Consider the following 12,431-nt stretch of genomic DNA (forward strand, 5'->3'; position numbering starts at 1 on the left):
GATGAAACCCATGACCACAGGGATCGTCGGGGCTGCCTTGCTGGCAATGACCGCTGTTTCCGCACAGGCCGATTGCGCCGCCGAACTTGCGCGCCTGACCGAAGCGGGCGGTGCGTCCGGCAGCGCATCCGAAGGAATTTCCAAGGACGGATCGCTGGCGCCGCTGGAAGGGGCATCCGATGCGGGTGCCACCGGTGCCGCAGCCACGGGTTCCATGTCCACCGACACGACGACCAGCGATGCCACGGCCACCGGCGCGGCAACCACCCAGTCCGCGTCCAGCGACCCGGCGGCAGCAGGCGCAGCGGACACGGCCGAGGCGGCCGGCATGAACAGCGCCGCACCCGATGGCAGCACATCGACCGATACCGCCGCCACCGGCGCGACATCGACGGATACGGCCGCTGCCGAGGGCGAGGGGATCGCCAAGGACGGAACCCACACGCCGCTTGAGGATGCCTCGGGCCAGCAGGCGGGCGTCGCCATGTCGGGCGCCGATGCGCAGGCCCAGCAGGAAGGCCAGCCGACCGCGGCCGAACAGGCGGGTCAGGTTTCCGGCGGGTCTTCGGCCGGCACCGGTGATCAGTCCGTCCGTGACGCCCATATCCAGGCCGCGCGTGACGCCCTGGCCGCAGGCGACGAAGATGCCTGCATGCAGGCCGTCCAGGCCGCGCAGTCGTTCTGAGATGATCCGGGGCGGGGGGCGTTGTCCCCTGCCATATGCGCCGATCTTGGCCGTTCGGGCGAATAAGGCTGGAATGAGGCGCCGCTTTCTGGTGAGAGGGGCGCCATCACAGCCTTGGCCCGGACGGACGATGCGATGAGCATACATCTTTACCCCAACGACCTTCCCGACGACCTGACGCTTGGCCCGGTGGTGGCCATCGACACCGAAACCATGGGCCTCGACCCGAGGCGCGACCGGCTGTGCCTGGTGCAGCTGTCGTCGGGGGACGGGAACGCGCATCTGGTCCAGATCGAGCGCGGTCAGACCGAGGCGCCGAACCTGTGTCGGATGCTGACCGATCCGAAGGTCCTGAAGCTGTTCCATTTCGGCCGCTTCGACATCGCCGCCCTGGAAAACGCCTTTGGCGTGGTGACCGCGCCCGTCTGGTGCACCAAGATCGCCTCGAAACTGGTGCGGACCTTCACCGACCGGCATGGGCTGAAATACCTGCTGAGCGAACTGGTGAATGTCGATGTCAGCAAGCAGCAACAGACCAGCGACTGGGGCGCCCCGGATTTGACGGATGCGCAACTGGAATATGCCGCATCCGACGTGCTGTATCTGCACAAGCTGAAGGAAGCGCTGGAGGAGCGCCTTCGGCGAGAGAACCGCATGGGCCTGGCGCAGGCCTGCTTCGACTTCCTGCCCGCCCGGGCCCATCTGGACCTGCTGGGCTGGGGGGATGAAAACGACATCTTCCGGCACTAGATGGCAAGGCCGGGGGCTGTCTGCCCCCGGACCCCCGAGGATATTTGCGGCACAGAAGACAAGGCAGACGCGTGGCGGATTACATCGAGACGGCGCGGCGGGTGATCCGCTGCGAGATCACCGGGCTTGAAGCTTTGGCCCTGGGGCTGAACGGCGACTTTGCCCGCGCGGTCGATCTGATCCTGGGCGCACGGGGTCGCGTGATCGTGTCGGGCATGGGCAAGTCGGGCCATGTCGGGCGCAAGATCGCGGCCACGCTGGCATCCACCGGGACGCCCGCGCAATTCGTCCACCCGGCCGAGGCGAGCCATGGCGACCTAGGCATGGTGATCCAGGCCGACGTGGCGCTGGTGCTGTCCAACAGCGGCGAGACGCCGGAACTGGCCGACCTGATCGCCCATACCCGTCGCTTCAAGATCCCGCTGATCGGGGTCGCCTCGCGGCCTGAATCGACCTTGCTGCGGCAGGCGGATGTGGCGCTGGTGCTGCCCGTGGCGCCCGAGGCCTGCGGCAGCGGCATCGTGCCCACGACCTCGACCACCATGACACTGGCGCTTGGCGATGCCCTGGCGGTCGCGCTGATGGAACACCGCCAGTTCACGCCCGAGCATTTCCGCACCTTCCATCCGGGTGGCAAGCTGGGGGCGCGGCTGGCCAAGGTGGGCGACCTGATGCACCGCGACATGCCCCTGGTGTCAGAAGACGCGCCGATGTCGGACGCGCTTCTGGTCATCAGCCAGAAGGGCTTTGGCGTGACGGGCGTGACCGACGGGGCGGGGCATCTGACCGGCATCATCACGGATGGCGACTTGCGGCGGCACATGCAGGGCCTGCTGGATCACCGCGCGTCCGAGGTGATGACCGCAAGCCCCCGCGTGATCGCCCCCGATGCCCTGGCCGAGGCGGCCCTGGCACAGATGCAGGACCGCAAGATCACCTGCCTGTTCGTTGTGTCCGAGGATGTGCCGCAGGGCATCCTGCATATCCACGACTGCCTTCGCGCCGGGATCGTGTGAGCCCATGAACCGTACGCGTGTCGTCCGCTGGCTGCGCGTGCTGCTGCCCTTGCTGGCGCTGGTCATGCTGTCCACGCTGTTTCTGTTCTCGCGCAATGGCGGCAGCGAATCGCGCATCCCCTATGCCGACGTGGATGCCGAGGCGATGGCCCGCGATCACCGGCTTGTGGCGCCGGAATATGCGGGCGTGACAGGCGACGGCGCCCAACTGACCCTGCGCGCGACCCAAGCCTCTCCGGGCGAGGGGGAAGCGCAAGCCCAGGATCTGCGCCTGGACTGGCAGCGCCCCGACGGACTGCGCGCCGACCTGACCGCGCCGCGTGCCGGGGTCGCGGACGGGACCATCCGGCTGGACGGGGGGGTGCGGATGACCACATCCTCGGGCTGGACGCTGGATGCCCAAAGCGCCGAGGCCGCGACCGACCGGTCCCGCATCGCGGCCGAGGAAGGGGTCGAGGCCGAGGCGCCCTTCGGAGCGATCTCGGCGCAACGAATGGAGCTTGTGCCGGATGGGGACCGGAACGCTTCGATCTTGAATTTCTCGGGCGATGTCCGTCTGATATACCAACCCTGACCCATCGAAGGACAAGCCGATGCTGCGCCCCCTGCTGACAGCCCTGATCCTTGCCGCTTCGCCGGCTTTGGCGCAGAACGTCACCTTCGGGGGGATGCGCGCCGATATTTCCGCCCCCGTCGAGGTCGCGGCGGACAACCTGTCGGTCAACCAGGCCGACGGCAGCGCGGTCTTTACCGGCAATGTCGTGATCGGCCAGGGCGAGATGCGCCTGTCCGCCGACAGCGTGACGGTCATCTATGCCGAGGGCGGGCAAAGCCGCATCCGGTCGCTGGAGGCCAGCGGCAACGTGACCCTGGTGTCGGGCCAGGACGCGGCCGAGGCAGAGGCCGCGACCTATGACGTGGAATCGGGCAATGTCACGCTGACGGGCGACGTGGTGCTGACGCAGGGGCAGAATGTGCTGACGGGCGATACCATGCAGGTGAATCTGGAATCGGGCACCGCGCAGGTCCAGGGCCGGGTGCGGTCGGTCCTGCAGCCGGGCGGCAACTGATGCGGGGATCGGCGGCACGAAGCGGCGACGGGCTGAAGGTCCGGGGGTTGCGCAAGTCCTATCGCAACCGCCCGGTGATCCGCGATGTCTCGGTCGATCTGGCGCGCGGAGAGGTGGTGGCCCTGCTGGGTCCGAACGGATCGGGCAAGACCACCTGCTTTTACTGCATCGCAGGCCTTGTTCCGCCCGATGCGGGACAGGTGCTGATCGACGGCCGTGACGCGACCCGCCTGCCGATGTTCCGCCGCGCGCGCCTGGGCATCGGCTATCTGCCGCAGGAAATGTCGATCTTTCGCGGCCTGACGGTCGAGCAGAACATTATGGCCGTCCTTGAGGTCGTCCACGAGGATCCCCGCCACCGCCGCGACCGGCTGGAAGAGCTGCTGGGCGATTTTTCCATCGAGCATCTGCGCGCCGCGCCCGCCCTTGCCCTGTCCGGGGGCGAGCGCCGCCGGGCCGAGATCGCGCGCTGCCTGGCATCCGATCCCAGCTTCCTGCTGCTGGACGAGCCTTTCGCGGGCGTCGATCCGATCGCCGTGGGCGAGATTCGCGGATTGGTCCATGACCTCAAGTCGCGCGGCATCGGCGTGCTGATCACCGACCATAATGTGCGCGAAACGCTGGGCATCGTGGACCGGGCCTATATCCTGCATGACGGGCATGTGCTGATGTCGGGTACGACCGATGAGATCGTGGCCGACTCCCGCGTCCGCGAGGTCTATCTGGGCGAGGGGTTCCGCATGGCCTAAGGGCTGCGCGCGTGAATTTGCGTGACCTTTGCAGGCGCCCCGTTGACAGACGCCCTGGCCTGTCACCAGATTGACATATGCGGGACGCGCAGGAACCGTATCCCGCCACCCCCGTTTCCGCCATGTGCCGGCAGACGGGCCGGCGCATTTGAAGACGGGCAACCGAGAGGAAAGACGATGCGCTATACCATCAGCGGAAAACAGATCGACATCGGCGATGCGCTTTCGACGCATGTGAAGTCCCAGGTGGGCGAGACGATTGACAAGTATTCGCAGCGCCCGACGGATGCGACCGTCACCTTTTCCAAGGATGCCCACCAGTTCACCTGCGACGCCGTCGTGCATCTGTCCACCGGCCTGAACGTGACGGCGCGGGGTGCCGCCACCGAGATCTATGCCGCATTCGAGGCTTGCCGCGAAAGGATGGACAAGCAGCTTCGCCGCTACAAGCGCCGTCTGAAGGACCATCACAAGGACAGGTCCGAGCCGGTTGAATTCGGCCAGGCAGGCATGTATGTGCTGGCCGCTGACGAGGATGAATGGGAAGCGCAGGACAGCGGCCTGCAACCGATCATCATCGCGGAAATGGAAACCCGCGTCCCGACCCTGTCGGTGGGTGACGCGGTGATGCAGATGGAGTTGTCGGGGACGCCGCTTCTGGTGTTCCGGAACGAAAAACACGGGGGCGTCAATGTGGTCCACCGCCGCGAAGATGGCAATGTGGGCTGGATCGACCCGCGCGGCAATGGATAAGGCCGCCGCGCGGCATCCCTGACTGAATCGATGCGCCTCTGCCTTCGCAGGGGCGCTTGAGCCTTGGGAAAGACGCGAAGCCATGCAGTTGACCGAAATCCTCAGACCGGGCGCCGTGCGGTCCCTGGGCCAGGTTACGTCGAAAAAGCGCCTGTTTCAGGAACTGGCCGATCTGGCCCATGCCGAATACGGCCTGAACGCGACCGAGGTTCTGGATGCGCTGCAGGAACGGGAAAGCCTGGGGCCGACCGGTGTGGGGCAGGGCGTGGCCTTGCCGCATGCGCGCCTGCATGGGCTGGACCGGGTGGTGGGGCTGTTCGTGCGGCTGGACAAGCCGCTGGATTTCGACGCGGTCGATCGCCAGCCGGTCGATCTGATCTTTGGCCTGCTGGCGCCCGAGACCAGCGGCGTCGATCACCTTAAGGCGCTTGCGCTTGTGTCCCGCACGCTGCGCGACACCGATCTGCGCGCGAAGTTGCGGGCGAACGACGATCCGGTGGCCTTGCATGCGGTTCTGGCCGCCCAAGGGGTCAAGGCGGCTTAAAGGCTTTGGACTTGGGCCGATTCGGTCCTATACAGGCCCTTCCACCAGTCAGGAGGGCCGATGATGAACAAGCCTGTCAGTGACACGTCCGAACCACGCGGCGCCACCCGCTTGCGCGAATTCACCCGTCATGAACGGGAATCGGGCATGCATCCGGCAATCATGGCCTTGCGGTCGCGCCCGGTGGCCAGGGCCGAGGCGAACCGCAAGTTCGTGGAATATGCCCGGATCGAACGCGGGCAGATGAGCTGAACAGACAGCAAGGCCGTCCGATGGGGGCGGCCTTTTTTCAGACAGGCCGCCTGTCAGTTGTCGTTCCTGCTTGGCGGGTCGATCCTTCCAGACGAGACAAAATTCGAGACGGGAACCAGGTCCTTTGCCGACAGGCCGCTGGTGGCGAGGTCGTAGGGACTGTACAATTTGCCGGCTTCCACCTCGACCTGGGAAACCTGGGAGGGTCCCGGATCAGGTTCGGGCCTTTCATGGGCATCCTGCGCCAGACCCGCCTGGGTCGTGACGGAAAGCAGGGACGCGGTAGCGATACAAACAAGCAATCTTGACATGGCGAACTCCATTGGCCGAGGCGCGTCGCGCACTCGATTGTTCAGGGTAAGGTGCCGTCCCTCGCGACACCGTTTCAGGCGGCGCGGCATGGGAACGGCACAGGAATGCCAGCGCCGGTGAGACGGCGTCGTGAGGATGCTGGCATTGGAAGGTCTTGCAGTAAGCCTGGTCATCAGGGGTCAGGCGGACCCGCCTGTCGCAAGGCATCCGACCGCAGGTTACGGCCAGGAACGCCCGCGCCGGTTTGAAGTCACGCAATCAGCGTAGGCATTCGGATGTGCCGCTTCAAGGAACAGGCCTGGCGCAGGGCAATAATCCGATTTCGCTTTGGTTCAGTTGCCGGACCGGAAGCACATGATCGGGTGCTTCCGAATTCCTGTCATTGTCTTTGGCCCTTCTCCCATTGACCAACCCGCCGAAATTCCCGCGATCGAAGACCGGAGCCTTGTTGTCATCGGAAAGGCGATTCCCGCCAGGCCACAAGAATATCGGCGCGGCATTAGATTATTATGTTGCGCCACATTTTTCAATTATATACGCAATGAAATCGAAGATAATATATGCGATTTTAAATAATCATTTGTTTGCGTGGAATAGAATAATCATCTTGTGAATATGAAACTGGATCCCAGGATTGCCGCAAGAAATCGCGATTTATGGAAAACCGATTTTTCTCAAAGGACACCCGTTTTGAAAACAACAGTTTGACGTCTGATAGCTGCGAGACGCGGACAGACACGCATCCGCGGTCAAAATGAAAAAGGCCACCCCTTGGGGTGGCCTTCCCGCCGTCAGGCCCTCACAAGCCGTTCATAGTCCTCGGCCACCTTCCGCGTGGTCTGGCCGACCTGGAAGTGCCAGTCGCCGATCTGTCCGACGGGCGTGACTTCGGCCGCGGTGCCGGTCAGGAAGCATTCCTGGAAATCCTCCAGTTCCTCGGGGCGGATGCGGCGTTCGTGGACCGTCGTGCCGTTGTCGCGCAGCATCTGGATGATCGTCTGGCGCGTGATGCCGTTCAGGAAGCGGTCGGCCTGGGGGGTGTGGACCTCTCCGTCGCGGATGAAGAAGATGTTGGCGCCGGTCGCCTCGGCCACATAGCCTTCCCAGTCCATGAACAGCGCGTCCGAACAGCCTTTCGCCTCGGCCGCGTGCTTGGACATGGTGCAGATCATGTAAAGGCCGGCGGCCTTGGCGGCGGTGGGAATGGTTTCGGGCGACGGGCGCTTCCATTTCGCCACGTCCAGTTTCGCGCCCTGCCATTTGGCGTCGCCGTAATAGCTGCCCCATTCCCAGACCGCGATGGCCATGCGGATCGGGTTGCGCGCGGCGGACACGCCCATGTCCGGGCCCGAACCGCGCCACATCACCGCGCGGACATAGGCGTTGGTCAGCCCGTTGGCCTTCAGCACGGCCTCCTTCGCGGCGTCGATCTCGTCCGCCGTATAGGGGGATTCCATGTCCAGCAGGCGCGCCGATTCGATCAGGCGCAGCGAATGTTCGTGGCCCTTGAAGATCTTGCCGTCATAGCACCGCTCGCCCTCGAAGACCGAGCTTGCATAATGCAGCGCATGGGTCAGGATATGCACATTCGCTTGGCGCCAGTCGACCAGTTCGCCATCCATCCAGATCTTGCCGTCGCGATCGTCATAGGCCGCCGTCATCTTTCTCTCCAATCCCGCCGGGCTTTGCGTTTCTTGCGACAACTGGCCCGGAACCAAACATTTGTTGCGCGAAGTGCTTGACGCCTAGCAATCGAATCTTGGAAAGTCAACAAGACTGCCCTATCAAGGCAGCGTTCGGGAAAGGGGAAGCCATGGCCGAGACGATGCGCGTGCATACCCTTGGGGGCGAGGATCTGCTGTTCCTGACGGACGAGCAGATCCGGCGCGGGATCGAGGCGATGTTCTTCGCCTATCGCGCCTTCACCGCCGACCCGGACCTGATCCTGGCGGGGATGGACTATGGCCGGGCGCATCACCGCGCGCTGCATTTCATCCACCGCGATCCCGGCCTGACCGTCACGTCCCTGCTGGCCGTGCTGGGGGTGACGAAGCAGTCGCTGAACCGCGTGCTGCGCACCCTGATCGAGGATGGCCTGGTCGAAAGCCGCGTCGGCCGGCGGGACCGGCGCGAACGTCTCCTGCACCTGACCGCCGAAGGCGCGGCGCTGGAGCGCCGCCTGTCCGAGGCGCAGCGGGCGCGGATGCGCCAGGCCTATCGGGCGGCCGGACCGCAGGCGGTGGCGGGGTTCCGTCAGGTGCTGGAAGCGATGATGGACCCCGATACGCGGGCGCAGTATCAGTCGATGAAGGATCTGCCCGAATAAAGGCCCGCCATGAGCCAGAACGATGCCCATCTGCTGATCGTCGATGACGACGAACGCATCCGCGCGCTGCTGGGGCGGTTCCTGCGCAAGAACGGTTTCCTGGTGACGCTGGCCCGCGACGCGGCCCAGGCCCGCCGCCTTCTGGCGGGGCTGGAATTCGACCTGATCGTCATGGACGTGATGATGCCCGGCGAGGACGGCTTTGCCCTGACCAAGTCCTTGCGCGAACGGCTGACGACGCCGATCCTGCTTCTGACCGCGCGCGGCGAGACCGCCGACCGCATCACCGGGCTGGAGGTGGGCGCGGACGATTACCTGCCCAAGCCCTTCGAGCCGCGCGAGCTGCTGCTGCGCATCAGCGCGATCCTGCGCCGCATCCCCGCGCCCGAGATGCACCAGCCCAAGTTCCTGACACTGGGCGCGCTGCGATACGACATCGACAAGGGCGAGTTGTGGCAGGGAGAGAATCACCTGCGCCTGACCGGCACGGAACAGGCGCTGCTGCGCCGCCTGGCCGCCAGCCGGGGCGAACCCGTCAGCCGGGCCGACCTGATCGAGGATCTGGGCCGGGGCGGCGCGGACGAGGCCGAGAACAGCGAACGCGCCATCGACGTGCAGATCACCCGCCTGCGCCGCAAGATCGAACCCGACCCGCGCGAGCCGCGCTTTCTGCAAACCGTGCGCGGCACGGGCTATATGCTGGTGGTGGACTAGTGGACCATCCGACCTGGCACGGGATCGAACTGGACGCGGAAACGGCGCTTGCCCTGCTGGAATGGCAGGCCGAGATGGGCGCGGACGAACCCCTGCTGGATGCTCCGCTGGACCGCTTCGACCTGCCGGCCCCTGTGGCGGCACCCAGGATCCCGCTGGCCGCGCCCGTGGCGCCGGTGCTGTCGCTGACCTCGGAGGATGACGACCTGCCCGCCCGGGTGGCCCAGGCCGAGGCCTTGGCGGCGCAGGCCGGGACGCTGGACGCCCTTGCCGCCGCCCAGGAAGCCTTTGACGGGATCGAGCTGAAGAAGGGCGCGCGCAATTTCTGCTTTGCCGACGGCAACCCCGCCGCCCGCGTCCTGATCCTGGGCGAGGCGCCGGGCGACGAGGAGGACCGCCAGGGCCGCCCCTTCGTGGGCCGCGCGGGACAGTTGCTGGACCGGATGTTCGACGCCATCGGCCTGTCCCGCCGGGCGGTGGATGCGGAAAAGGCGCTGTATATCACCAATGTCCTGACCTGGCGCCCGCCCGGCAACCGCGACCCCCAGCCGGACGAGATCGCCGTCAGCATGCCTTTCCTGCGCCGCCATATCGAACTGGCCGCGCCCGACCTGATCGTGCTGATGGGCAACATCGCTTGCGAGGCGGGTCTGGGACGGCGCGGCATCCTGCGGCTTCGCGGAACCTGGGACCAGGCCTTCGGCCGTCCCGCCCTGCCAATGACGCATCCCGCCTATCTGCTGCGCAACCCCCCGGCCAAGCGCGAAGCCTGGGCGGATCTCTTGTCCCTGTCGGCGCGGCTTGACGGGCTGTCCTAGCCCGCGCAACCCCGCATCTCGACCGCGCCGGCATCGTCGATCACCGTGAAGACCAGCCGGTCGTGGGACAGATCGAAGGGCGCGGCCTCGGGCGGCACGAAATCGGTCACGAGGGTGGTCATGTCCGGGGTGACCCGCATCTGCGTCCCCGAGGTCCAGACATCGCTGTCGGCCAGTTCCACCGCCGCCAGCGTCAGAGGGCGGGGCAGGGTGGCGGTCACGCGCATTCCGTCTTCGATGGCGGCGACCGTGCAGGCGGGCTGTTCCGTGGCAGGACCGGGAACGGTTTCCATCGCGGACAGGATGGCGGGATCGGCCGCATCGGCGGGCGGGCTGGCCGTCAACGTGACATGGGCCGGAACGCAGATGTCCTTGCACAACCCGAAATCGACGCTGACCGCCAGATCGACGGGCTGGACCGGGTCGGCGGGCCGGGCGGTAAAGGGCAGCACCAGCCGGTCGTGATAGCCAAGCGCCACGCCGTCGCCCGACGGGATCGCTTCGGGGGCGGGCCAATGCAGGGTCAGATCGGCAAGGTTGGCCGATCCCGACCAGTCGAAGGTCGGGGGCAGGCCGCTGTCGCCCGGATTTCGCCAATAGGTCTTCCAGCCGGGTTGCAGCCGGAACTCGATGGCCCCCATGCGGCTTCCGTCAGACAGGATCCAGCCTGGCAGGATACGGGCATCCGCCAAGCCGGGCGACGGGCTTTCGGCCGCCAGGGCCGTGGCCGACAGGAACAGGCAGGCGAAGGACAGGGATCGGATCATGGCCCAGCGATAACGGTTGGCGGTACAGGGATGAAGTCACAATCGCGCGCAGGCCTTGCAACGATACGGCCCAGAACCGATCTTGAACGGGAAGGAGAACCGATGAGCAGTCCCGACATGCACGGCAGCCGACCCGTCGGCATCCAGAACCGGACCAACCTGACCGGCAAGATCCTGATCGCCATGCCGGGCATGGCCGATCCCAGGTTCGAACGTTCGGTCGTGCTGATCTGTGCCCATACCGACGAAGGCGCGATGGGGCTGGTCCTGAACCGGCCCATGCCGGAAATCGACTTCGGCGACCTGCTGGAACAGCTTGGGATCGCCACCGATGCCTCGGCCAGGCGGATCGAGGTGCGGTTCGGCGGCCCGGTCGAACCGGGGCGGGGCTTCGTCTTGCACAATGTCCCCGAACATGGCGACGACCCGGAAGGGCGGCTGCGCATCGGCCGGACGCTTGCCATGACCACGACCCGCGACATCCTCGAGGATCTGGCCCATGGTCACGGGCCGGCATCCGCGGTTCTGGCGCTTGGCTATGCCGGTTGGGGACCGGGGCAGCTGGAACAGGAAATGCTGCAGAACGGCTGGTTGACGGGCGACGGGGCCGAGGATCTGATCTTCAGCACCGCCCATTCCGACAAGTGGCAGGCCGCCCTGCGCGCCCAGGGCATCGACCCGTCGCTGCTCTCTGCGGCGGCGGGCCGGGCCTGAGGCGCCGCCTTATTCGGCGGCGCTTTTGCGGGGCAGCACCCAGTTCGGGCGCGGGAAGTGGCAGGTATAGCCGTTGGGGAACCGTTCCAGGTAATCCTGGTGTTCGGGCTCGGCCTCCCAGAAATCGCCCACAGGCTCGACCTCGGTCACGACCTTGCCGGGCCACAGGCCTGACGCGTTGACATCGGCGATGGTTTCCAGGGCCACGCGCTTCTGATCCTCGTCCGCGTAATAGATCGCCGAGCGATAGCTGGGGCCGATGTCGTTGCCCTGCCGGTTCGGCGTGGTGGGATCGTGGATCTGGAAGAACACTTCCAGCAGCTTGCGATAGGTGATGATGGTCGGGTCGAAGACCACCTCGATCCCCTCGGCATGGGTGCCGTGGTTGCGATAGGTGGCGTTCGGCACGTCGCCCCCGGTATAGCCCACGCGCGTCGTGATGACGCCCGGCAGGCGGCGGATCAGATCCTGCATTCCCCAGAAGCAGCCCCCGGCCAGAACGGCGCGTTCGGTCATCGTGCGGCCTCCTCGACCTGGGACAGATAGGCGCCATAGCCCTCGGCCTCCATCCGGTCCCTGGGGACGAAGCGCAGGGATGCCGAATTGATGCAATAGCGCAACCCGCCTGCCTCGCGCGGGCCGTCGGGGAAGACATGGCCCAGGTGGCTGTCGCCGTGCTTCGACCGGACCTCGACCCGGATCATGCCATGGGACGTGTCGCGCAATTCGGTGATGTTGTCGTCGATGGGCTTGGTGAAGGCGGGCCAGCCGCAGCCGGAATCGTATTTGGCCGAGGATGCGAACAGCGGCTCTCCCGATACCACGTCCACATAGATGCCGGGCTCGAAATGATGGTCGTATTCGCCCGTGAAGGGACGTTCGGTGCCGTTCTGCTGGGTGACGCGATACTGCTCGGGCGTCAGCCGCGCCAGGGCGTCGGCAGTCTTTTCATAGGCCATGC

General features: G+C 65.9%; 18 protein-coding genes. 13 read left to right on the forward strand and 5 right to left on the reverse strand.

What is annotated here, in order from left to right; all coding sequences use genetic code 11:
• Position 1 precedes the first annotated feature (1 nt).
• The 9 genes from IEX25_RS20020 (at position 2) to IEX25_RS01015 (ending at position 5,819) form a co-directional block, all read left to right on the forward strand.
• A complete protein-coding gene (locus IEX25_RS20020; RefSeq protein ID WP_229664981.1) occupies positions 2-685 on the forward strand; it encodes a hypothetical protein in 684 nt (227 codons plus the stop codon).
• A gap of 135 nt (positions 686-820) precedes the next feature.
• Complete coding sequence (locus IEX25_RS00980) at positions 821-1,435, forward strand: ribonuclease D (RefSeq protein WP_188713661.1); 615 nt, start codon at positions 821-823, stop codon at positions 1,433-1,435.
• A 71-nt stretch (positions 1,436-1,506) separates the two neighbouring features.
• A complete protein-coding gene (locus IEX25_RS00985) occupies positions 1,507-2,451 on the forward strand; it encodes a KpsF/GutQ family sugar-phosphate isomerase (RefSeq protein WP_188713662.1) in 945 nt (314 codons plus the stop codon).
• Positions 2,452-2,455: 4 nt separating this feature from the next.
• On the forward strand, positions 2,456-3,025 hold the full coding sequence (locus IEX25_RS00990; RefSeq protein ID WP_188713663.1) for a hypothetical protein: 570 nt from the start codon (positions 2,456-2,458) through the stop codon (positions 3,023-3,025).
• A 19-nt stretch (positions 3,026-3,044) separates the two neighbouring features.
• The gene (lptA, locus tag IEX25_RS00995; protein ID WP_103171896.1) at positions 3,045-3,521 is read left to right on the forward strand and encodes a lipopolysaccharide transport periplasmic protein LptA; all 477 of its coding nucleotides are present in this window, start codon (positions 3,045-3,047) and stop codon (positions 3,519-3,521) included.
• Positions 3,521-4,270 (forward strand): LPS export ABC transporter ATP-binding protein, encoded by a 750-nt coding sequence (gene lptB, locus IEX25_RS01000; protein ID WP_188713664.1) that lies wholly within the window; start codon positions 3,521-3,523, stop codon positions 4,268-4,270. The genes lptA and lptB overlap by 1 nt, the downstream gene beginning before the upstream one ends.
• 177 nt (positions 4,271-4,447) lie before the next feature.
• A complete protein-coding gene (hpf, locus tag IEX25_RS01005; protein WP_103171894.1) occupies positions 4,448-5,023 on the forward strand; it encodes a ribosome hibernation-promoting factor, HPF/YfiA family in 576 nt (191 codons plus the stop codon).
• An 82-nt stretch (positions 5,024-5,105) separates the two neighbouring features.
• Positions 5,106-5,567 (forward strand): PTS sugar transporter subunit IIA, encoded by a 462-nt coding sequence (locus IEX25_RS01010; protein WP_103171893.1) that lies wholly within the window; start codon positions 5,106-5,108, stop codon positions 5,565-5,567.
• Positions 5,568-5,627: 60 nt separating this feature from the next.
• Entirely contained in the window at positions 5,628-5,819 is a 192-nt protein-coding gene (locus IEX25_RS01015; RefSeq protein ID WP_229664982.1) for a hypothetical protein, read from the forward strand.
• A gap of 53 nt (positions 5,820-5,872) precedes the next feature.
• Here IEX25_RS01015 and IEX25_RS01020 read toward each other — a convergent pair whose 3' ends face one another.
• Both IEX25_RS01020 and IEX25_RS01025 read right to left on the reverse strand, forming a co-directional pair.
• Entirely contained in the window at positions 5,873-6,130 is a 258-nt protein-coding gene (locus IEX25_RS01020; protein WP_103171892.1) for a hypothetical protein, read from the reverse strand.
• Positions 6,131-6,922: 792 nt separating this feature from the next.
• Positions 6,923-7,792 (reverse strand): branched-chain amino acid aminotransferase, encoded by an 870-nt coding sequence (locus tag IEX25_RS01025; protein WP_103171891.1) that lies wholly within the window; start codon positions 7,790-7,792, stop codon positions 6,923-6,925.
• Between the two features lie 152 nt (positions 7,793-7,944).
• On the opposite strand from IEX25_RS01025, the gene IEX25_RS01030 reads away from it, so the two are divergent.
• The 3 genes from IEX25_RS01030 to IEX25_RS01040 all read left to right on the forward strand — a co-directional run bounded on the left by IEX25_RS01030 (position 7,945) and on the right by IEX25_RS01040 (position 9,989).
• A complete protein-coding gene (locus IEX25_RS01030; RefSeq protein WP_103171890.1) occupies positions 7,945-8,457 on the forward strand; it encodes a MarR family winged helix-turn-helix transcriptional regulator in 513 nt (170 codons plus the stop codon).
• A gap of 9 nt (positions 8,458-8,466) precedes the next feature.
• A complete protein-coding gene (locus IEX25_RS01035) occupies positions 8,467-9,171 on the forward strand; it encodes a response regulator (protein WP_188713665.1) in 705 nt (234 codons plus the stop codon).
• Between the two features lie 74 nt (positions 9,172-9,245).
• Positions 9,246-9,989 (forward strand): uracil-DNA glycosylase, encoded by a 744-nt coding sequence (locus tag IEX25_RS01040; RefSeq protein WP_188713980.1) that lies wholly within the window; start codon positions 9,246-9,248, stop codon positions 9,987-9,989.
• Here the strand turns inward: IEX25_RS01040 and IEX25_RS01045 are convergent.
• Positions 9,986-10,756 (reverse strand): protein-disulfide reductase DsbD domain-containing protein, encoded by a 771-nt coding sequence (locus tag IEX25_RS01045; RefSeq protein WP_188713666.1) that lies wholly within the window; start codon positions 10,754-10,756, stop codon positions 9,986-9,988. The two genes, IEX25_RS01040 and IEX25_RS01045, sit on opposite strands and share 4 nt — an antisense overlap.
• A 102-nt stretch (positions 10,757-10,858) precedes the next feature.
• On the opposite strand from IEX25_RS01045, the gene IEX25_RS01050 reads away from it, so the two are divergent.
• Entirely contained in the window at positions 10,859-11,470 is a 612-nt protein-coding gene (locus tag IEX25_RS01050; protein ID WP_229664983.1) for a YqgE/AlgH family protein, read from the forward strand.
• A 9-nt stretch (positions 11,471-11,479) separates the two neighbouring features.
• On the opposite strand, the gene msrA is transcribed toward IEX25_RS01050, so the two are convergent.
• A complete protein-coding gene (msrA, locus tag IEX25_RS01055) occupies positions 11,480-11,986 on the reverse strand; it encodes a peptide-methionine (S)-S-oxide reductase MsrA (protein WP_188713667.1) in 507 nt (168 codons plus the stop codon).
• Positions 11,983-12,429 (reverse strand): peptide-methionine (R)-S-oxide reductase MsrB, encoded by a 447-nt coding sequence (gene msrB, locus IEX25_RS01060; protein ID WP_103171886.1) that lies wholly within the window; start codon positions 12,427-12,429, stop codon positions 11,983-11,985. The genes msrA and msrB overlap by 4 nt, the downstream gene beginning before the upstream one ends.
• Positions 12,430-12,431: the final 2 nt, after the last annotated feature.

Origin of the sequence: Paracoccus acridae, from assembly GCF_014642735.1 — a bacterium.
Taxonomy (GTDB): Bacteria; Pseudomonadota; Alphaproteobacteria; order Rhodobacterales; family Rhodobacteraceae; genus Paracoccus; species Paracoccus acridae.